Source organism: Prevotellamassilia timonensis, assembly GCF_021531665.1.
GTDB lineage: Bacteria > Bacteroidota > Bacteroidia > Bacteroidales > Bacteroidaceae > Alloprevotella.
Genome location: NZ_JADYUH010000013.1, coordinates 14,435 through 36,148 on the forward strand (window position 1 = coordinate 14,435; position 21,714 = coordinate 36,148).

Annotated in this window: 14 protein-coding genes and 3 tRNA genes; all 17 read left to right on the plus strand. The window is 50.3% G+C overall.

Annotated elements, in window-relative coordinates; genetic code table 11:
- Positions 1-4: 4 nt before the first annotated feature.
- The 17 genes from I6E40_RS04015 to tig all read left to right on the plus strand — a co-directional run bounded on the left by I6E40_RS04015 (position 5) and on the right by tig (position 21,339).
- Positions 5-92, plus strand: a tRNA-Ser gene (locus I6E40_RS04015).
- Between the two features lie 203 nt (positions 93-295).
- Positions 296-805 (plus strand): hypothetical protein, encoded by a 510-nt coding sequence (locus I6E40_RS04020; protein WP_235385621.1) that lies wholly within the window; start codon positions 296-298, stop codon positions 803-805.
- A gap of 65 nt (positions 806-870) precedes the next feature.
- Positions 871-1,971 (plus strand): hypothetical protein, encoded by a 1,101-nt coding sequence (locus I6E40_RS04025; protein ID WP_235385622.1) that lies wholly within the window; start codon positions 871-873, stop codon positions 1,969-1,971.
- Positions 1,972-2,061: 90 nt separating this feature from the next.
- Positions 2,062-2,325: a hypothetical protein gene (locus I6E40_RS04030; protein ID WP_235385623.1), complete on the plus strand. Its 264-nt coding sequence runs from the start codon at positions 2,062-2,064 to the stop codon at positions 2,323-2,325.
- Between the two features lie 63 nt (positions 2,326-2,388).
- Complete coding sequence (locus tag I6E40_RS04035; RefSeq protein WP_235385624.1) at positions 2,389-3,540, plus strand: hypothetical protein; 1,152 nt, start codon at positions 2,389-2,391, stop codon at positions 3,538-3,540.
- A gap of 1,495 nt (positions 3,541-5,035) precedes the next feature.
- Positions 5,036-6,181 (plus strand): TlpA family protein disulfide reductase, encoded by a 1,146-nt coding sequence (locus I6E40_RS04040; RefSeq protein ID WP_235385625.1) that lies wholly within the window; start codon positions 5,036-5,038, stop codon positions 6,179-6,181.
- Between the two features lie 866 nt (positions 6,182-7,047).
- Positions 7,048-7,569 carry a TlpA family protein disulfide reductase gene (locus I6E40_RS04045; protein WP_235385626.1) on the plus strand — a complete coding sequence of 174 codons (522 nt, stop codon included), beginning with the start codon at positions 7,048-7,050 and terminating at the stop codon, positions 7,567-7,569.
- 79 nt (positions 7,570-7,648) lie between these two features.
- Positions 7,649-8,926, plus strand: a complete 1,278-nt coding sequence (locus I6E40_RS04050) for an MFS transporter (protein WP_235385627.1) — start codon at positions 7,649-7,651, stop codon at positions 8,924-8,926.
- Positions 8,927-9,270: 344 nt separating this feature from the next.
- Positions 9,271-10,530, plus strand: coding sequence for a BamA/TamA family outer membrane protein (locus I6E40_RS04055; RefSeq protein ID WP_235385628.1), 1,260 nt, complete (start codon positions 9,271-9,273; stop codon positions 10,528-10,530).
- Positions 10,531-10,825: 295 nt separating this feature from the next.
- Positions 10,826-11,698 carry a PCMD domain-containing protein gene (locus tag I6E40_RS04060; protein ID WP_410897030.1) on the plus strand — a complete coding sequence of 291 codons (873 nt, stop codon included), beginning with the start codon at positions 10,826-10,828 and terminating at the stop codon, positions 11,696-11,698.
- A gap of 600 nt (positions 11,699-12,298) precedes the next feature.
- On the plus strand, positions 12,299-13,471 hold the full coding sequence (locus I6E40_RS04065; RefSeq protein WP_235385630.1) for an efflux RND transporter periplasmic adaptor subunit: 1,173 nt from the start codon (positions 12,299-12,301) through the stop codon (positions 13,469-13,471).
- Positions 13,472-13,533: 62 nt separating this feature from the next.
- Positions 13,534-16,977: an efflux RND transporter permease subunit gene (locus tag I6E40_RS04070; RefSeq protein WP_235385631.1), complete on the plus strand. Its 3,444-nt coding sequence runs from the start codon at positions 13,534-13,536 to the stop codon at positions 16,975-16,977.
- Between the two features lie 123 nt (positions 16,978-17,100).
- Positions 17,101-18,492 carry a TolC family protein gene (locus I6E40_RS04075; RefSeq protein WP_235385632.1) on the plus strand — a complete coding sequence of 464 codons (1,392 nt, stop codon included), beginning with the start codon at positions 17,101-17,103 and terminating at the stop codon, positions 18,490-18,492.
- 69 nt (positions 18,493-18,561) lie between these two features.
- On the plus strand, positions 18,562-19,347 hold the full coding sequence (gene lpxA, locus I6E40_RS04080) for an acyl-ACP--UDP-N-acetylglucosamine O-acyltransferase (RefSeq protein ID WP_235385633.1): 786 nt from the start codon (positions 18,562-18,564) through the stop codon (positions 19,345-19,347).
- Positions 19,348-19,651: 304 nt separating this feature from the next.
- Positions 19,652-19,739 (plus strand) — tRNA-Ser (locus I6E40_RS04085).
- Between the two features lie 5 nt (positions 19,740-19,744).
- Positions 19,745-19,816, plus strand: a tRNA-Glu gene (locus tag I6E40_RS04090).
- 158 nt (positions 19,817-19,974) lie between these two features.
- Positions 19,975-21,339 (plus strand): trigger factor, encoded by a 1,365-nt coding sequence (gene tig / locus I6E40_RS04095; RefSeq protein WP_235385634.1) that lies wholly within the window; start codon positions 19,975-19,977, stop codon positions 21,337-21,339.
- Positions 21,340-21,714 lie beyond the last annotated feature (375 nt).

The following is a 21,714-nucleotide window of genomic DNA, read 5'->3' on the forward strand; positions in this document are numbered from 1 at the left end:
TATTGGAAAGTTGCCGGAGTGATCGAACGGGGCGGACTCGAAATCCGCTGTACGGTTTATCCGTACCGGGGGTTTGAATCCCTCACTTTCCGCTGTTTTATCCAATGGGATGCGATTATCCGCATCCCATTTTGTACTTTTGCCCTCGAGAACTCATTTACGACCAAACGTTAAACCAACCGCTGACACCTTCTTAATGTCAAAGAAGTTGTGACTCGTTCCCAACAAGCCGAGAAAGAGCGCGACTGGACAAGCCGACCTGTTTGCCGGTGGCATTATGAGTCGCGAGGACATCTTGCGCGAAGTAATTAACTACATTAACGAGAATTATGGAAAACGAAAAGAAATTGAAGCAGCCCGTGCAGCAGCCGTTGAGCGGAGAAAAGCAGAGAGCGTTCAACAAGATGGCGATTCTGAAGAAGGCAGCGGAGGAAGCGAAGAAGCCTACACAGAAGTACCAAGCAATGACAGACGAGGAGGTGATGGAAGCGTTGCTCGACGACAGCCGGGTGATTTGGCGCAGACCGAAAACCTAAACTATAAACTCTCAGATGAGGTTGATGAGAATGGGCATCAGTTTGTTCTCAACTCGGATGGTAATATCGAATTCGGTCGAATAGGCGAGGAAACCAACCTCACTCCTGCACCCATAAAGTTAAGTCTTGGTAATAGCAAGTATGGACGAGTTCATCTTGAAAAGCGTCATGGAGAACAGATACGAAATGCAGGATTTAATTACATAGAAGAATTTGTTGAGTATGTGGCAACTAACTACACGCGGATTGGAATCGGTAAAACAGTGTAGGAGAACCAAACGGAACATATCTCCTGCAATTAGAAGACGACCACAACAACACTCTATATATTGAGTTGTCAACAGACAATTCATATTGGAGTGTCAATAGTGGTGGTGTTTTCAGAAAAGGGTACGGAAATAATAAAGAAGGAGTATGGTCTGCCTCCGAAGAGCAGAATAAGCAGTCGGCTACTGACAACACTTTGCGGGCTGCGGACAAGTCCGACAATCCAACAGTCCCAAACGGTAACGTGTCCAACTCTTCTGATGGCAAAGGTAAAGTAAATTCTTCAACATCGCAAGCGAAAGGTGTTAATGTTGCCGAAAACCAAGGTGCGAACGGTGTGGAGGGAGCAGTGGAGGCAGCAGAATCGGAGACCGATACCGAGCCTACCGAGTGGCATAATGATGCAGTCAGCGGAGGAAGCGAGAACACGGTAGGAAGTGGAAGAAGCACGAAAGAAACTCCGACAGAAAGAGAATTGGCAGATAATTTGAGAAGCAGAGAACGGCAACATCAAGAAAAGATACTGCCAAATCTCGGCAATAAATATTCATTGTCAGCCGAACAAGCCAACAATGGAGAACTATTCTATCAAGATGCAGAAGGTAATACCAATCTTGCTGTTATTCCAGATGAAATATTTGAGAGGCTTGGATTGTCACCTGTACCATTCAAACTGACTGAGACAATGGGATGGCATGTATATGACCATCATGCCAAAGAGGCTAAACTGAGCAATATTGGCGATGCGATAGACTTCGTATTGTCAATAATCAAAAACGTTGACCATGTTCGTTTAGGACGTAACAATTCTTATATATTTTCAGTGGAGGATGGTAGGAATAAAATTGGTAAACGTGCAGTTACTATTGTTGTCAATAGCGAGACTGGCGAATTTATGGGAATTAGCACATCTGGATATGAAACACTTGGTAAACTGAAAGAAAGACCATTGCTTTGGGAGCGTGGCGCAGACTTCGCTCCTGAAGATGTCGCGACTCCAACCATTTCCACTATCAAGTCTCAACAAGGCGACGAGACTTTGAGCCGCACTAAAGGTCAGAGCAATGCGTCTTCTGCCGGCAAAAGTACAGTCAATTCTTCAACATCGCAAGCGAAAGTTGTTAATGTTGCGAAAACCAAGGTGCGAGCGGTGTGGAGGGAGCATTAGCGGCAGCCGAGCAGGAAACCAATACCGAGCCTACCGAAGCACAGTAATGAGGGCAATGCAGTACACGCTTATGAGGTACAAAAAATCGAAGTGCTCGACGAAGAAACGCCGAACACTCCGAATGGTAGCCACACGTCTAAAGTCAATGCTTTAGTACCTGTAGCAGTTGCAAAGGTAATTAAAAATGTTGAAAAATCGTACGATAGTGGCAAAAACTTGCTTGATGAGAGCAAGATAGCCGATGAAAGCACCGACTTGTATCGTAACCCGGATGAGGTTGGAGATATTTTGAATGACCAAAGTTTGGGCTTGCAGGAGCGTATCACTGCTGCAGCACAGACGCACCGCTGTTGACGAGTTGTTCGGCAGGCTGTCAGAGAAACCGTTTGAGGAGTTCAGCGAGGGAGAGCGCACGTTGTGGCAGAAATTGAAGCCACCGTCCGCAGATTGCTTGACAAGTTCTTGGGTTCGTTGAAGTTGCCGAAGTGGTTTGAACTTGGCGACAACGAACTGCGTTACATTTTGTGGCGCAGCAAGGAGCGTTTGGAGCGTGGACGGGAACATCCAATAGACCTTGCACGTGACATCGTGAAGCGTAAGGAACTTGGACTGACAGATGATGCGCGTTATAATATGGGTGATGCTCCCGAAACTTTCAAGGCGCGTCAGAAACGAGCCGTAGAGAACAAGGGAACGGTTATGCCCGGGCTTAATGTCGCACAGGTGAAGGTGGTTGATGTGCCGAGGCATCATTATACTGGAAACATTGCAGAGGCAACACGGAAAGCCATCGAAGCTGCCAAGGCGAAGTATGCTCCTAATGGAGAAGCGAAGACCTTGCATTACAAAAATTTTGGTGTTGAGTTTGACTATTCCATTTCGGGTAATGCTATAGAAACCGTATTAAGCGCGAAACATCAAGGCAAGAGTGTAAACAAAGGTGTGCATCTTGCTCTTGCAGAACACCTTGACAGAGTAATCGGAGAAAGCATTGAGGTTGAAGAACATCCCGACCGCATAAAGAATGGCGATTTGCGCGATAATAGCAAAATCAATCCCGATGCCTTGATGCATCGTTTCTATGGTGTAGCGAGAATTGACGGTAAAGATTATCGTGTTATGACCTTGATGAAAGAGGAAAACAGACAAGGTGAGAGCAATGGCATTCACTCATACGAGGTACAAAAAATCGAAGTGCTCGACGAAGAAACGCCGAACACTCCGAATGGTGTGGGTACGCCTGCTATAAAGCGTGACGCCTATCCGCTTGCAAAGGTAATAAAAGATGTCGGCAAAACAATGGAAAAAGACAAAAATTTGCTTGAACAGAGCAAGATAGCCGATGAAAGCACTGACTTGTATCGTGACCCGAACGAGGTTGAAGATATTTTGAACGACCAAAGTTTGGGCTTGCAGGAGCGTATCACTGCTGCTGCAGCAAGGATTGCGAGCCAACATAAAGATAACAAGTCATTACGTAATGATGCTGTTCGTGCGATTGGTGGTAACATGTGTATTTTGACACACCCTCATAGCAGATGGCAAGGAAAGATTCGCCTTCCAGGCTAAGATTCTTTTGCTGCAATGTGCACTGCACAGGTTGCTGCGCCCTCATTGTGTTTTTTGGGGGCTTACAGCAAAACTTGTGCCATGATGCACACAAAAAGGAAGACGGCAGAAAAATATAAATAGGATACGCGCGCCTCGCGCGCGTATTCACCTTTCACACCTATACGTTTTTCAAGGGTACATGCATTTCCTTCAAATCCTACACTGTTTTGGTTTAAGTCTTGATAATCATAGGGGTTAGGTGTGTAGGATTTGGTCTGAAAATCCTACACAAAACCCTTCATCATGTAGGGTTACGCGGCGTTGTGTGTAGGGTTGTGGTGAAGCAAAAAATATAAATGTAGGATTGGGCGGAAATATGCAAAAAAGCGGTTTTCATCCTACATTTTTGCTCTTTGAGGGAACCTCGCTGAGAAAAGGTCTTGCCTACTCGGCACGCAGTTTTACTTAGGAGCGCTCCCAGTTTTACTTAGGTGCGCTCCTAGTTTTTCTTAGGTGCGCTCCCAGTTTTTCTTAGGAGCGCACCTAATTTTTCTTTGCCTTCCTCAAATTTTGCTTTGCCTTCCTCAAATTTTGCTTTGCCTTCCTCAAATTTTCCTTTGCCTTCCTCAAATTTTGCTTTGCCTTCCTCAAATTTTCCTTTGCCTTCCCCTAATTTTTCTTTGCCTTCCCCTAGTTTTTCTTTCCCTTCCCCTAGTTTTTCTTTCCCTTCCCCTAGTTTTTCTTTCCCTTCCTCTAATTTTAATTTGCCTTCCTCTAATTTTTATTTCCCTTCCTCAAATTTTGCTTTGCCTTCCTCTCTCCCACCCTTCCTCTCTTTGACTCTTTGTCTCTTTGACTCTTAGTCTCTTTGACTCTTAGTCTCTTTGACTCTTAGTTCCCATGTAGGGTTCAGTGCAGGGTTTGTGTAGGATTTTCGCTTTAAACCCTACACAGTGTAACGCGCGGAAAATCAGCGAGATACAAAGAGAATGTAGGTTTTTGTGTAGGGTTTGCAGAGTTTTTTGTTCGGCACGTTTTATGTATATAGATTTTGCGCCGTTAGCAGGTAACAGACAACGAGCGCAAGACAACGAACAATGGTCCTTTACCGTTTTCTTCACTGATTTCACAAAAAACAGAGTGAGAAATGCGGACAAGCAAGGGGAGTTTGTAAATTTGCCCAAATTTTGTACCACCTTGGCGTTAATTTCACCACCACTGCGTCGCCTTGGCGTTAATTTCACCACCACCGCGTAGCCTTGGCGTGCTTTTCACCGCCTCCGCGTCACCGTGATGATAGTATTTCACCGCCACCGCGTCGCCGCGATGGTAGAATTTCACCGCCTCCGCCGCTCTTTTGACCAATCTTTATTGCCACGGATTGTAAGGACAGAACGAATTCAGCGACACTCGTTTGATGTTTCTTAACCCCAAATGCCATGAAAAAGACCTTATTCTTTCTCCTTTCTCTTTCCCGCACTGACCATGGCGTCGTGTCCGCGATGATCTGCAATTGCAAGGCTTCTACAACTTCGACTACGAATTGACGAGACTGAAGGAAAGGCTGAAAAAAACCGAAACGAACATGAACAAGCAACCCATCATCACCATCCTGCTCGCCCTCGTCGCAGTGACGGGACAGGCGCAGACTTTCATCCCTGTTGTGGAGGACAGCATTGATTTCGTCATTGAGGGGACGGTCAGCGAAGGAGCCGACTCTGTATGTATGAACGAAAGACCCTATACTGGACCCTTATGGTTTCCCGTACACAATAAGCATTTTCGTATCGCCGTCCGTCAGCCCTTGCACAAGTTTTTGCAGATAGAGGATGGCAGGGACGGATGGATGCAAATCATCGTAGATAACCAACCGTCTCACATCGTTGTAGATTTTCGAACAAACACAGTGGTGGAAGGCTCACCACTCAACAAGCGCTTCAATCATTATAAACTCATTGAGGACAGCATCGAAAAAGAGATGGAGTTACATGAGGAGGACGATGACCGAACGGTGTATAACTCATTGGAGCAACGTTTGCATGATGCTAAATGGAAGAGCATCATTGAGAATACCGACAATGTGATTCCCGTTTATAACCTTGCATTGAATGGTCAGTTCTGCATGATTACACCTGAAAGATTGACTGAGTGCATGAAGGAGGAATATGCCTTCGCGCACCATCCAGAAATGAAACGTGTTTGGAAGTTTTATTGGGCAATGCAGAAGCGTCTGCCCGGTCAAGATTATCATGAACTTGAATTGCCTGACACAACAGGTACCATTCATCGTCTCTCCAGATATGTCGGTCAAGGCCACTATGTCCTGCTCGACTTTTGGGCGTCGTGGTGCAGCCCATGTATTGGTTCCATGCCTTTAATGAAAGAGATTCACAAAGCCTACGCTGACAGGGGTCTGCAAATCATTGGCCTATCATTCGACAAGACTCGTGAAGCATGGCTTTCGGCCATTAATCGATATGAACTGCCGTGGCTGCAACTCTCCGATTTGAAAGGTTGGGATTCCGTCACTTCCGAAGTTTATGGCATTCAGGCGATTCCTGAGACCGTACTTATTGCGCCCGATGGCAAGATCGTTTCCACGGGACTACGTGATGAGCAATTGAAATCAAAACTCGAAGATATTTTCTCTGGCAAGTGAATTATCAAATAAGATGAATAATATTTTGGTTCTAAGCAGTGTGCTCGCGGAGTTCGGAAGGCGTTCGGAAGGCGTTCGGAAAAGGTAATTAATGTTCATGAATTGATTCATTAAAAAGCCATTAATTTGTTTTTGAACACGAAACGCGCGAATGCTCAGAAATTCATGAGACAATTAATGAGACATTTAATGGGCATTAATGGAGAAACATTTCTTGCTGGGAGCGCACCCGGTTAAAATTTGCCTTCCTTTAATTTTAATTTGCCTTCCTCAAATTTTAATTTGCCTTACCCTCTCCCACTCTCCTCTCTTCGTCTCTTAGTCTCTTTGACTCTTTGTCTCTTTGACTCTTAGTTCCCATGTAGGGTTCAATGCAGGGTTTATGTAGGATTTTCGTTTCAAACCCTACACAGTGCAACACGTGTATAATCAGCGAGATACAAAGAGAATGTAGGGTTCTGTGTAGGGTTTGCAGAGTTTTTTGTTCGGCACGTTTTATGTATATAGATTTTGCGCCGTCAGCAGGTAACAGACAACGGGCGCAAGACCACGAACAATGGTTCTTTACCGTTTTCTTCACTGATTTCACAAAAAAACGGAGTGAGAAATGCGGACAAGCAAGGGGAGTTTGTAAATTTGCCCAAATTTTATACAACCTTGGCGTTAATTTCACCACCACCGCATCGCCTTGGCGTTAATTTCACCGCCTCAGCGTCGCCTTTGCGTGCTTTTCACCGCCACCGCGCCGCCGCGATGGTAGAATTTCACCGCCTCCGCCGCTCTCTTGACCAATCTTTATTGCGACGGATTGTAAGGACAGAACGAATTCCACGACACTCGTTTGATGTATCTTAGCCCCTAACACCATGAAAAAGACCTTATTCTTTCTCCTTGCCTTTCTCCTTCCCGCACTGACCATGGCGTCGTGCATGAACGACGATGAAACCGCAGCAGGCGACAGTGTGGGAATAGGGTCTCCCCTACCCAACTTCACCGTCACGCTCTCTGACGGGTCCACTGTTTCGACCGCGGATCTGCAGGGCGCGCCCTCTGTCATTGTCTTCTTCCACACCCTCTGTGGCGACTGCCAACGTGAACTGCCCGTGGTGGAACGCTTCAGCCATGAATTTCCCGGCGTGCGTTTCCTCTGCATTGCACGCAGTCAAGGAAAAGAAGAAATCAGTGCTTACTGGCAAAAGAACGGACTCACCCTCCCCTTCTCGCCGCAACCCGATGCCGCGGTCTATAACCTCTTCGCCAACTCCTACATTCCCCGTGTCTATGTGTCCGACGCTTCATGCATCGTCCGACAAGTCTTCGTGGAAGAACTCGACGAAGAGGCGTTCCAACAAATGCTGCAAACGCTGAACGCAGAAAGTTCAAAATGAACCACACGTAGCACGACAACGCCGAAAGACGAATAAAAAAATAGGAAAACAATAGAAATAACAAAACATCATAACTATCATGAAAAACAACTCCTTACTTCTCCAGGGCCGTTTGGTGGCAATGAATTTTCTTGAGTTTGCCGTTTGGGGTGCCTATCTCACCTCCATGGGCAGTTTCCTCGCCACGCACGGTCTGGCGACCGAGATTGGTTGGTTCTATGCCGTTCAAGGTCTCGTTTCTCTTTTCATGCCCGGTTTGATCGGCGTGGTGGCAGACCGCTGGATTCCCGGTCACCGTCTTCTCGGACTTTGTCACCTCATCGCAGGTGCTTTCATGTTGTACACGGGATATGCCGCCCTCAGTGCCGGCGAGACGGTCAGCATGACGCAGATTTTCATCACCTACACCCTGAGCGTCGCCTTCTACATGCCCACGATTGCCCTCAGCAACTCGGTGGCTTTCAGTGCGCTGAATCAGTATGGCATGGACACCGTCAAGGACTTCCCTCCCATCCGCGTCTTCGGCACAGTGGGTTTCATCGTCACCATGCTCGCCGTGAATTTCCTTGGTTTTCAGACCACTGCCCACCAATTCTTTCTGAGCGGTGCGCTCTCCCTGGTTCTTGCGTTTTATGCACCGACACTTCCTGCCTGCCCCGTCAGCAGCGGTGACGAGCGCAAGTCACTCTTCCACGCGTTGGGGCTTGACGCCTTCAGTCTTTTCCGCGAGCGACGCATGGCAATCTTCTTCCTTTTCTCCATGTTGCTCGGCGTGAGCCTTCAAATCACGAACGGCTATGCCAACCCCTTCATCATGGGTTTCAAGGACATCCCCGAATTTGCCAACACCTTTGGCGCGAACAACGCCAACGCCCTGATTTCGCTCTCTCAAATCAGCGAGACCTGCTGCATCCTGCTGATTCCGTTCTTCCTGAAACGTTTCGGCATCAAGCGCGTCATGATGATTGCGATGTTTGCCTGGGTGCTTCGTTTCGGGCTGTTTGCCACGGGCGACCCCGGCAGCGGCGTGTGGATGTTCATCCTTTCGATGTTGGTCTATGGCGTGGCGTTTGACTTCTTCAACATCTCCGGCGCGCTCTATGTGGACCAGAACACGCACACCGACATTCGCAGCAGTGCGCAAGGTCTTTTCATGATTATGACCAACGGTTTCGGTGCCAGCATCGGAACGATTCTCGCCATGCAGGTCGTGAATCACTATGTCGTCGCCGATGCCTCTCCCGCCGAGCAGATTGAAGGTTGGCGCACCTGCTGGACGATTTTCTCCGCCTACGCTCTCGTCGTCTTCCTCGCCTTCGGTCTTGCCTTCAAGGAACACGGAAACGCCAAGAACTGACAAGCCTCGCGAGGCAAACCTGTTTCTGCGACTTTGGCGGAACAGTCATTGTAGGGGTGTTCTATAAATTATTCAAGTTCCGCAAGTGTTCACTTGTAGCTGACAAGCGTTTAAGGAGCGGGCTGAAGGCCCAGCAAGCGCATAGTCCAGGGCATGCCCTGGGCTATGTGCTCGTTGCCCCTTCTTACGCGGAAAAAGGCGCAAGAAACAGACGCGAGACGCTTCACAAAGCACTCTTAGCGTAATTTATCCTAAAAAGTGGTACACGCGGCACGGTTTTTTAGTTTTTCATCTTGATTTGAACTACTTTTGCGGAGCTAAACCCACCGTTCCCTCTGAAAAAAGTGAAACGCTGTCTTCTTTTGCTCTCGCTGACCATGCTTTGGGTGGCATCATCCAAAGCGTCCGCTGCCGTGTCGCTCGTCACGGACAGCGTTGTCGTGAGCACCGTTTCCAAAGACAGCTGCGTCACAAGACTCACAGCCGATTCCATCGCCACGGACAGCACGGACAGAGCGAAGAAACGTAAGCCGTTCTACGAAAAAGGCTTGCTGGGGAAGGCGGTGAACTATCTGCGTAACTCCAACAAAACCGCTCAGGACAGTAAACGCGACTTCGGCTTCATCCCCGGACCGCACTACTCTTCCACCACGGGACTCGGACTCGGACTGCTCGGCACGCTGACCTACTCGCCCTGCGCCAAGGACAGCCTCACGCCGCGCTCCAATGCCAGCATCTACTCCGACATGACCACCGGAGGCTTCTTCCTCGTCGGACTCAAAGGAACACACTTCACAAAACGCGGAAAAACACGCACGGACTACAAAGTCAATGTCTCCACTTTCAAAAACAGTTTTTGGGGCATTGGCTACGAAGCGGGAAAACGCGATGAAAACGAAACGGAGTTCCGACGCAACAAATTCAACGCACTTCTGCGTTTCCAGTGGCAACCGCTGAAATATGTGTACGTCGGACCCATCGTGCAGTACCGATGGATTCAAGCCACGGAGGCGGAAGAGAAATTCTACGCACTGAACGGCGGACAGCCCCACATCGTGAGAGCCATGACGTTCGGACTTTCCATGACCTACGACTCACGCGACTTCATGCTCAACGCCACAAAAGGAAGCTTCCTGCAAATCGACCAGTCGTTCACGCCGAGAGGACTCACGGGAAAGAACTACGGATTCTCCACCACGGAGTTCACGTTTTCAACCTACAAGAAAATCTGGAAAGGCGGCGTCCTTGCCTACGACCTCCACAGCATGTTCAACTACGGCCACACGCCGTGGGCACTGCTCAGCGAAGTGGGCGGGAATGACAGAATGCGCGGATACTATGAAGGACGCTACCGTGACCAACACCTCGTCGAGACGCAACTGGAACTCCGACAACACATCAAGGGGCGCAACGGAGCAGTGGTCTGGGTCGGACTCGCCGAACCCTTCCGCAGTTGGAAGGAGTTCCAATGGAGTCACTTCCTGCCCAACGCCGGCGTCGGATACCGCTGGGAGTTCAAACCGCGCATCAACCTCCGCCTCGATGTCGGCTTCACCAAAGGCGGCGGCGCAGGCTTCATCTTCAACCTGAACGAAGCGTTTTGACACGCCCGGAAGCACACAAAAACTCGGAGCAAAAACAACCTATACTCAAATAGGGAACGCCCTCCATTCATGTTCAAGGAATGAATCATTAAACTCCCATTAACTCCTCTTAAAGAAGTGATTAACGAAGAAAATCATTGAGCAAATCAAGAGCATTCTTGGAGAGCAAAAACAAAGATAACAACAAAAACGAAAGACATCAAACACAATGAGAGCATTTCATTTTCTGATGACCTGCTGCCTCGCAGCAAGTGTTTACCAACCTGCGGAGGCACTGCCCTATCGCGCTGAGTTCATGGACCAAGCCGAAGCCGCCAGCGGCACGGTGAAATACCTCAGTCGAGGGAACTTCGACTCCTGGAGCACCCGCACCATCAAAGAAAGCGGCATCATCGGCGGAAACACCGTGACGCTCCAAGACATCGGCGGCATCTGGGGCACCTCCAACGTGTGGGCAAAGGTCAAAGGAGTGGTCAAGACCAACGTCAGCGTCTATAAAGACACGCACCCCGGTCACGGCAACTGCGCCAAACTCTACACCCACCTGGTGGAGTGCAAAGTGCTCGGACTCATCAACATCAAAGTGCTCGCCGCAGGTTCCGTCTATATCGGCAAGACCATCGAACCCATTCGAGACACGAAAAACCCGATGAGCAAACTCAACGCCGGCATGGAGTTCACAGGACGCCCGAAGGCACTTATCTTTGACTACAAAGTAAAACTCGCCTCAAGCCCCAACCGCATCCGACAGAACGGCATCGGCGGTCCCTCCACCGTGACGGGGAAGGACATGGCGGACTGCGTCCTCTATCTCCAAAAACGCTGGGAAGATGCCAACGGTAACATCTACGCCAAACGCGTCGGCACCCTCGTCCACCGCTTCACCTCCAACAGCGACTGGAAAAACAATGCCAAATTCACCATCCGCTACGGCGACATCAGAAACCAAAAATTCTATAACGCCGCCTGGGCACTGACCTCCGGCGCCAACACGAAGTTCGCCAAAAACTCCAAAGGCGTAATGAAACCCATCAAAGAGATCGGATGGGCTGCCGCCAACGAAACACCGACTCACCTCGTGCTTCAATTCGACTCCAGCCACGGCGGAGCCTACGTCGGCAGCATTGGCAACACACTCTGGGTGGACAACGTGAGACTGGCTTATTAAAGGCGGATTCTATATAAATATGGAATAAAGGCCCTCAAGGCGAGTTCTATAGGTTTCGAAATAAAGGAGGGTGTGTCAAAATGCACATTTTGGCTTCACCCTCAAAGGTGCGTCAGAATGGCTAAGATGCAAGGCGCTGAGGATGAAGGAGAAGGGAGTGTACTGAAGTACATGATCAAGCCCGAATCCGATAGCAACGAAGCAGATTGGCTATTATGACACACCGTCTTTCACGTTTTGCCCGCTTCTTAGCACGTCCCTTGGAGAATCTCGTGAGTCTCATCAGTCACATAGCCCGCTATGCTCCTTCCTCAACTGACAAAAATTCATCTCAAAGAAATCAAAAAAATACTCAACCAGATTTACAGAACACCCTCAAAAAACGATGAGCCGCACCACGCCGGCTTTGCCAACCCGACTTTCCGAAAACGCGCGATAAGCACGTAATGAGTGGAAAGGAAGCATAAAAAAACATAACACGCTGAAACAATTAAGAAGAAACTTTGAACTTCTTCTCAGTTTTTGGCTTAACTTTGCCGCGTTTTTTGAGAATTACACCTTATTATATAGAACTTACACACAAATTTAAACATAGAACGCATGAAGAAAATTGCTTTATGTCTGCTCTCCATCATGCTGCTGACAAGCTGCGGCAACGAATCGAGCAAAATGTCTGAAGGCAACAACGAATTTGCCGTGGTGACATTGCAAGGCGCAACCGCCGATCTCCAAACCTCCTATCCCGCCACCATCAAAGGTATGCAGGACATTGAAATCCGTCCGAAGGTGGCCGGCTATCTGACCAAACTCCTCGTCGATGAAGGTGCCACCGTCCGAAAAGGACAGCCCCTCTTCCTCATTGACTCTGAACAATATCAGGCAGCCGTGAAAAACGCGGAAGCCCAGATTCGCGTCATCAAGGCAAACATCGCATCTCAAGCACTCACCGTGCAAAACAAACGCATGTTGTTCGAACAGAAAATCATTTCAAACTATGACATGCAGATGGCTGAGAACACGCTGGAAAGCCTGAAAGCACAACTCGCCTCCGCCGAAGCGGGACTGATGAGTGCACGCGACAACCTGCGCTGGTGCACCGTGACGAGCCCCTCCAACGGCGTGGTCGGCAACATCCCCTACCGCGTGGGAAGTCTCGTGAGCGCTTCCAACGCCGAACCCCTCACCACGGTTTCCAACATTGACCAGATGTATGTCTATTTCTCCATGACCGAAAAGCAGCTGCTCACCCTGACCCGCACGCAAGGCGGCGTCAGCACTGCCCTCGGCAACATGCCCGCAGTCACGCTGAAACTGGCTGACGGCAGCGAATTCAGCAAAAGCGGCGTGGTCAGCACCGTCAGCGGTGTGATTGACCCGAACACCGGTGCCGTGCAGATGAGAGCCACCTTTGACAACGCCGGTCACGTGCTCCGCTCCGGAGGCACAGGCTCCATCCTCATCCCAACACACGCCGAGAACGCCATCATCATTCCTCAAAAAGCCACCTACGAAATTCAAAACAAGAAGTTCGTCTATGTCCTCGGTGCAGGCAACAAAGTGCAGAGCCGAGAAATTGAAGTGCTCGTGCAGAACGACGGACAAAACTATGTGGTCTCCTCAGGTCTGAAAGCCGGAGAGAAAATTGTCGTGGACGGTGTGAACAAACTGAAGAACGACATGGTCATCACCCCCATCACGCCTCAACAAGCCGCTGCAGCCGAAAAGAAAGCTAAGCAGGCTCTGAAAGACGGAAAAATGCCCGGACAAGACTAAGCCGGACGCACACTCATAAAAAAACAAAACACTTCTCTCCTTTTTCAAATCGGAAAACTTCCATGCAATTAGATAGATTTATCAACCGCCCGGTGCTCTCCACGGTGATTTCCATCGTCATCGTGATTCTCGGTGTGCTCGGTCTTGTCTCGCTGCCGATTACTCAGTATCCTGACATCGCTCCGCCCACCATCCAGGTCAGCACCACCTACACCGGCGCCAACGCACAGACCGTGCTGAACTCGGTCATCGCGCCGTTGGAAGAACAAATCAACGGTGTGGAAAACATGGACTACATGTCTTCCACCGCCACCAACACCGGTGCCGCCACCATCAGCATCACCTTCAAGCAGGGAACTGACCCCGACATGGCTGCCGTCAACGTCCAAAACCGCGTGGCAAAAGCACAGGGTCTCCTCCCCTCCGAAGTGACACAGGTCGGCGTCATCACACAAAAGAGACAAAGCTCCATGCTCGTCATCTTCTCCATCGTGGACGAAGCTGACAAATACACTCCTGACTTCATTGAGAACTACGCCAAGATTAACATCATCCCGCAAGTGCAGCGCGTGAAAGGTGTCGGCGATGCCATGGTGATGGGTGCTGACTACTCCATGCGAATCTGGCTCAAGCCGGAGAAAATGGCGGAATACCACCTCATGCCTTCCGACATCACCGCCGTCTTGGCTGAACAGAACATCGAAGCCGCACCGGGAAGCATCGGAGAACGACAAAACCAGACGTTCCAATATACGCTCCGCTACAAAGGTCGTCTGACCGAAGCCTCGCAGTTTGAGGACATGGTCATCCGCTCCAACCCCGACGGCACAGTCATCCGCGTCAAAGACGTGGCAAGAGTGGAACTCGGTAGAAGCACCTACTCGTTCTCCGGACGCGTGAACGGTCACCGCTCCGTGTCTTGTATCATCATGCAGATTGCAGGCTCCAACGCAACCCAGATTGTGAACGACATCATCTCCCTGCTTGACAAATGCCAGAAAGACATGCCCGACGGATTGGGCATCCGCGTCGCACAGAACGTGAACGACTTCCTCTTCGCCTCCATCCATGAAGTCATCAAGACGCTCATCGAGGCATTCATCCTCGTGTTCATCGTGGTCTTCATCTTCCTGCAGGACTTCCGAAGCACCATCATTCCCGCCATCGCCATCCCTGTGGCGCTGATTGGTACGTTCTTCATGCTCTACATCATCGGCTTCTCACTCAACCTCCTCACCCTCTCCGCGATGGTGCTTGCAATTGCCATTGTGGTCGATGACGCGATTGTGGTCGTGGAAGGTGTCCACGCAAAACTGGACCAAGGCTACACCTCCTCCAAGAAGGCTTCCATTGACGCGATGCGCGAATTGGGCGGTGCCATCGTCTCCATCACGCTCGTCATGATGGCGGTGTTCATCCCCGTGAGCTTCATGTCCGGAACCTCCGGTACGTTCTATCGTCAGTTCGGTTTGACCATGGCAATCGCCATCGGCTTCTCCGCCGTCAACGCGCTCACACTCTCCCCCGCCCTCTGTGCAATCCTGCTGAAACCGCACAAGAAAGAACACGAAGAAGAGGCTTCACTCAAAGAACGCATGGGAGTTGCCTACAAGGCTGCAGGACAGACCTTCCTCAACCGCTATGCGGAAGCCATCGGTCGCATCCTGCACCCCGGCGTCACCATGATTTTCATCACGGTTGCCATCCTCGGCATGATTTTCGGAGCTTTCAACTTTGAAAGCCACCCCATCATCACCATCCTCTTTGTCGTGATTGCCATCCTCGGTGTCATCGGTCTCTCCACTCGCAAGTTCATGAATGCCTTCAACAACAGCTACGAACGCATTCTGCAACGCTACAAGAAACGCGTCTTGACCTTCATCCAGCGCCCCGTGCTCTCCCTCAGCCTCGTCGCTGCCTCCATCGCGCTCCTCATCTGGCTGATGAACATCACCCCGACCGCCATGGTGCCGAACGAAGACACCGGAACGCTCATGGGAACCGTCACCATGCCTGCCGGTACGTCGCAAGACCGCACCGAGGCTTACCTCCAGCGCATCGATAGTCTCGTACGCTCCGTCCCCGCCGTGGAACAGAGTACCCTCATCTCCGGCTACAGCTTCCTAGGCGGTCAAGGCCCCTCCTACGGCTCCTTCATCGTGAAGCTCAAAGACTGGGAAGAACGTTCCATGATGGAAAGCTCCACCCTCATCTTCGCCAACCTCTACCTCCGCTCACGAGACGTCTTCAAAGACGCACAGGTGCTCTTCTTCCAACCGCCGATGATTGCCGGATACGGCGTCTCCAACGGTTTTGCCCTCAACCTCCAAGACCGCACCGGTGGTGACCTCAACAAATTCTACGAAGTGGTGCAGGCCTTCCTCGCCGACCTCGAAAAACGTCCCGAAATTGAGTCCGCACAGACCAGCTTCAGCCCGAACTTCCCGGAATACATGATTGACATCGACGCCGCCAAGTGTAAGCGCGCCGGCATCTCACCACGAGACATCTTGAGCACACTGCAAGGCTACTACGGCGGTCTCTACGCCTCCAACTTCAACAGCTACGGTAAAATCTACCGCGTTATGGTGCAGGCTGAACAAAGCGACCGCACCAACTTTGAAAGTCTCTATAAGATTAAGGTGCGCAACGGCAACGAAATGGCACCCATCACAGAGTTCATGACCATCACACCGCACTACGGACCGGACAACATCAACCGCTTCAACATGTACACCTCCATGTCGGTGAACGGTAACCCCGCCAACGGCTACACCTCCGGACAGGCAATCAAAGCCATCGAAGAGGTCGCAGCACAAAGCCTGCCGCAGGGCTACTCCTACGAATTCTCCGGACAGACCCGCGAGGAACAGGAAAACTCCGGAAGCACCACCGCCATCGTCTTCGTGCTCTGCTTCGTCTTCATTTACCTCCTGCTCTCCGCACAGTATGAAAGCTACCTCCTGCCCTTCGCCGTGCTCCTCTCCGTTCCCTTCGGTCTCGCCGGCTCCTTCCTCTTCATCCAGGGCATGGGCAGTCTCAGTCTGATTCCCGGCGCAGCAGGTCAGTTCTTCAACATGATTTTCGGTAGCGCAAGCAACAACATCTACGTGCAAATCGCTCTCATCATGTTGATGGGTCTGCTCGCAAAGAACGCCATCCTGATTGTGGAATTCGCACTTGACCGCCGCAAAATGGGCATGAGCATCTCTTGGGCAGCCGTGCTCGGTGCCGGCGCTCGTCTCCGCCCGATTCTCATGACCTCCCTCGCCATGATTATTGGTCTGCTCCCCATGATGTTTGCCTTCGGCGTAGGCGCCAACGGTAACCGCTCCCTCGGTACCACCGCCATCGGCGGCATGCTCATCGGAATGATTTGCCAGATTTTCATCGTCCCCGTCCTCTTCGTGGTATTCCAATATCTGCAAGAGAAACTGACACCGATGACCTGGCACGACATCGAATCAAACGAAGCTGCTTCCGACATCGAACAGTACACGAAATAATACCTTGAAAAACGCGCCGGAGGTTCCTCCCCAAGGCATGCAACCTCCGGCGCCCCAACAAAAGTTTCATGGGATTTCAACCCAGCCGGGATTTCAACCCAACATATTCCAAAAACAAAATCAATGAAGAAGTTTCTTTTTCTCATATCTGTCTGCGCCGTCTGCCTCTCCGCATGTAAGCAATACAGCAACTACGAGCGACCGGACGCGCTGACCAAAGGAATTGACAGCCTCTATCGCGACTCCACCCGCCAATATCAGGTCGTCAAAGCCGACACCGCCAACTTCGGCAACACACCCTGGAAGAAGGTCTTCACCGATGCAAAACTGCAGACCCTCATCCAAAAAGCACTGGACAACAACCTCGACCTGCAGAGCGCTGAACTCACCGTGCAACAGAGTCAGGCAGCACTGAAGGTGGCACGACTCGCCTACTACCCCACCCTCTCCTTCAACCCGCAGGGAACCGTCTCCAGCTGGGACTTCGGTAAAGCCACCAAAACCTACAGCTTCCCCATCAACGCATCTTGGCAAATCGCAAGCTTCGGCAAAATTCGCAACACCAAGAAACAAGCGGAAGCCAATCTCGAACTGAGCAAAGCCTACAAACAGGCTGCACGCACCAGCATCATCGCAGGCGTCGCAAACATGTACTACACGCTTCAGATGCTCGACGAACAACTCCGAACCACGAAGGAAACCGTCGAAATCTGGAAAGAAAGCGTCAGAACCATGGAGCTCATGAAACAAGCCGGCATGACCAACGAAGCTGCCATCGGACAAGCACGCGCCAACCTCATCCAACTTGAAGCCTCCGTGCCCACCCTCGAACAGAACATCCGCGAAGTCGAAAATGCCCTCTGCCTCATCCTCAACATTCCGGCAGAACCCATCGCACGCAACGCCTTCAATGCGGACAACTTCCCCGCTTCCTTCTCCACCGGAGTGCCCCTCCAACTGCTGGCAAACCGTCCCGACGTGCACGCCGCAGAAATGCAGCTCGTGTCCGCGTTCTACAACGTGAACATCGCACGCTCCTCCTTCTACCCCTCCCTCACCATCTCCGGACAGGCTGCGTGGACAAACAGCGCGGGAAACATCGTGAATCCCGGAAAGATTCTCGCCACAGCCTTGGCATCGCTCACACAGCCGCTCTTCGCCCAAGGACAGCTCAAAGCACAGCTCAAAATTTCAAAATTGCAGTATGAAAACTCACTACTCCAGTTCAGAAACACCCTCCTCTCTGCCGGAAACGAAGTGAGCAACGCGCTGACTGCCTATCAAACCGCCATCCTCCGACAGGAAGCCACACAAAAACAGGTGGACGAACTGAAGAAAACGCTCGAGAACACGCAGATGCTCTTCAAACACACCAACAGCACCTCCTATCTCGAAACACTCACCGCACAGCAAAGTCTGATTCAAGCACAACTCTCACTCATCTCCGACAAATTCGACAAGGTACAGGCGGTCATCAACCTCTACCAAGCACTGGGAGGAGGACGAGAAAGCTGATTCACTTGAGTCTCTTACGTAAGAATTAGAATATATCTAAAGGAGAACACACCCTAAAACCAATCACTCATGATAAGCCCGTTAGCATTCGTCCACCCCAACGCCAAAATCGGGAAAAACGTGGAAATCGGTCCTTTCGCCTACGTGGAAGAGGACGTGGTCATCGGTGACAACTGTGTCATCATGCCTCATGCCTCCATCCTGAAAGGAACTACCCTCGGCGAGGGGAACAAGGTCTATCAAAACGCCGTCATCGGCGCCATTCCTCAAGACTTCCACTACGAAGAAGGACAACCGACACACGTCATCATCGGCAACAAAAACCACATCCGAGAGAACGTCGTCATTGCCGGAGGAACCAACCCCGACACTGCCACCGTCATCGGAGATGAAAACTTCATCATGGATCGCGTCCACATCTGCCACGACGTGAAAATCGACAAGAAGTGCGTCATCGGAATCGGCGCCTGCATCGCAGGAGAAAGTGAAATCCACGAATGCGCCATTCTCAGCAACGGCGTCGTCATTCAAGCACACTCCCGCGTCGGTCGCTACTCTCTCGTGCAAAGCGGATGCCGCGTCGCAAAAGACGTCCCCCCCTACGTCATCCTCGGCGGAAACCCCGCAGCCTACCACGGAGTGAACACCGTTGTCCTCCGCCACTGTGGCGTCACCGACCGCATCCTGCGACACATCGCCAACACCTTCCGAATCATCTACACCGGCAACTTCAGCCTTGAAGATGCCGTCATCAAGATTCCCGAACAGATTCCCATGAGCGAAGAAATACACCACATCCTGAACTTCATCAGCCAAGCCCAAAACGGAATCGTTCGACACATCGAAGCAGACTGAAAAGATTGAAACAGACCGAAAAGATGCGCTGAAGAATGCCATCTTCAACCCATCCACTCAAGGAGACAAGAACCGCCACGGTGACTTGCCTCCTTTTCTTTAACCCCCTTGAAAGAACATTCATGCTTCCCAAAAACCGCGATGCGGAAGCCATGAAACAACAAAAGATTGGGAAGTCCCAGGCAATCCCAAAAGAAAGAAGCGTGGACGAAATGAAAAAAAACAGAGGTTTCTTTTGGTCGTATGAAATAATATCGTACTTTTGCACCGCAATTCGGGATGAGATGTCCCGTTTGGCACAAAAGGAAGTTTGGGTGAGTGGCTGAAACCACCAGTTTGCTAAACTGACGTACGGGTTAACCGTACCGGGGGTTCGAATCCCCCAGCTTCCGCACTTGGCGCTTTCATCTAACGGTTAGGATACATGCCTCTCACGCATGGTATACGGGTTCGATTCCCGTAGGCGCTACAAAAATCAACGTCTGAGGCAAGCTTTTCGCTTGCCTCTTTCTTTTTACCACACGCAACTTGGCAAAAAATCAGGCAAAACAGCTTCGTTTCAAAGATATATGCTAAATTTGCACTCGCTTTTGAAATGACAATAAACAAAAACAACCCATATTCACAATGAACATCCAATTCGAAAAGAACGAAGAAACCGTCTCCGGTAAAATCACAATCCAACTGGAAAAGGCTGACTATGAAGCCAAAGTGGGCAACAAACTGAAAGAATACAGCAAGAAAGCACAAATGCCCGGCTTCCGCCCCGGCAAAGTGCCCGTCGGCCTCATCAAGAAAATGTATGGCACACAAGCCAAAGCAGAGGAAGTGAACGAAATCCTTCAAAACGCTCTGTTCAACTATATCAAAGAGAACAAAATCAACATCCTCGGACAGCCCCTCGGAAACGAAGAGCAGGAACCGCAGGACATTGAGAAGCAAGATGACTTCACCTTCATCTTCGACATCGCCCTCGAGCCCGAAATCAAAGTGGAACTCAACGCGGACGACACCCTCCCCTTCTATGAAATCGAAGTCAGCGACGAAGACGTGGAAGGACAACTCAAAACAATGCGCTCACAAGCCGGACACAGCGAAGAAGTCGAAGACTATCAAGAAAACGACTTCCTCAGAGGCACACTCTGCGAACTTGACGCAGAAGGAAACGCTCCGCTGGAAGGCGGCATCGTGGTGGAAGGAGCAGCTCTCCTGCCCAACCACTTCGCCAACAACGAAGAAGCCAAACTCTTTGAAGGTGCAAAGAAAAACGATGTGGTGGTCTTCACGCCTGCCACTGCCTACGAAGGACGCGACACCGAAATCGCTACGCTCCTGAAAATCAGCAAAGAAGAAGTTGCTAACCACACAGGCAAGTTCAGCTTCCAGATTGACAGCATCTCGCGCTTCATGCCCGCAGAACTCAACGAAGAATTCCTCAAAGGAGTCTTCGGAGAAGAAGCTGGCATCACCACCGAAGAACAGGCACGCGAAGCCATCAAAGCACAAATCGCAAAAGTGCAAGAAGCTGACTCCAGCTTCAAACTCCTCCTTGATGCGAAGAAGTATTTCTGCGAAAAAGCCGGAGACGTCAAATTCCCCGACGCACTTCTCAAACGCATCATGAAGGACAACAACCAAGACAAAGAAGAATCCTTCGTGGAAGAGAACTATGATGCCAGCATCAAAGAACTGAAATGGGACCTCGTCCGCAACGTACTCTGCAAACAGCTTGAAATCAAGGTCGAAAAAGAAGACCTCAAAGCTGCTGCCGTAGAAGCCACACGCTTCCAGTTCATGCAATATGGCATCAACAACATCCCCGAGGAATACGTTGAACACATGGCAGAGGACATGCTCAAGAAAGAAAACCAAGTGCAGGGACTCTTCAACCGCGCACTTGACAGCAAACTCTCCGCAAAAATCAAAGAAACTGCCAAACTCGACAAGAAAACAGTTTCCAAAGAGGAGTTCAACAAATTGTTTGCTGAATAAAAACTCTGCAGAGAGCACACACTATTATATATAGGGGTGTTCTATAAATTACGGGATAAGGAACGTTCACAAGAAAGTGCTTACGTTTTGGTCGCTTTTCGTTTCTTAGCGCGCCCTTTTGTAAGTTTCGTCAGTCACATAGCCCGCTATGCTCCTTCCTTAACTGACAAAAGTTCATCTCTAAGAAATCAAAAATCAACTCAACCTAATTTTTAGAACACACCTATAAAGAAGGCTCCTTCACACAGGAAGTTCTCTCCTTTACATATATATAAGCAAGGCTCTCCACACACCACCGCACTGCGGTGAACAAAAAAGCATACACAGACAAGCGAGTGTACGGGTCAAGAGGTCACCTCCAACTCGTACACTCTC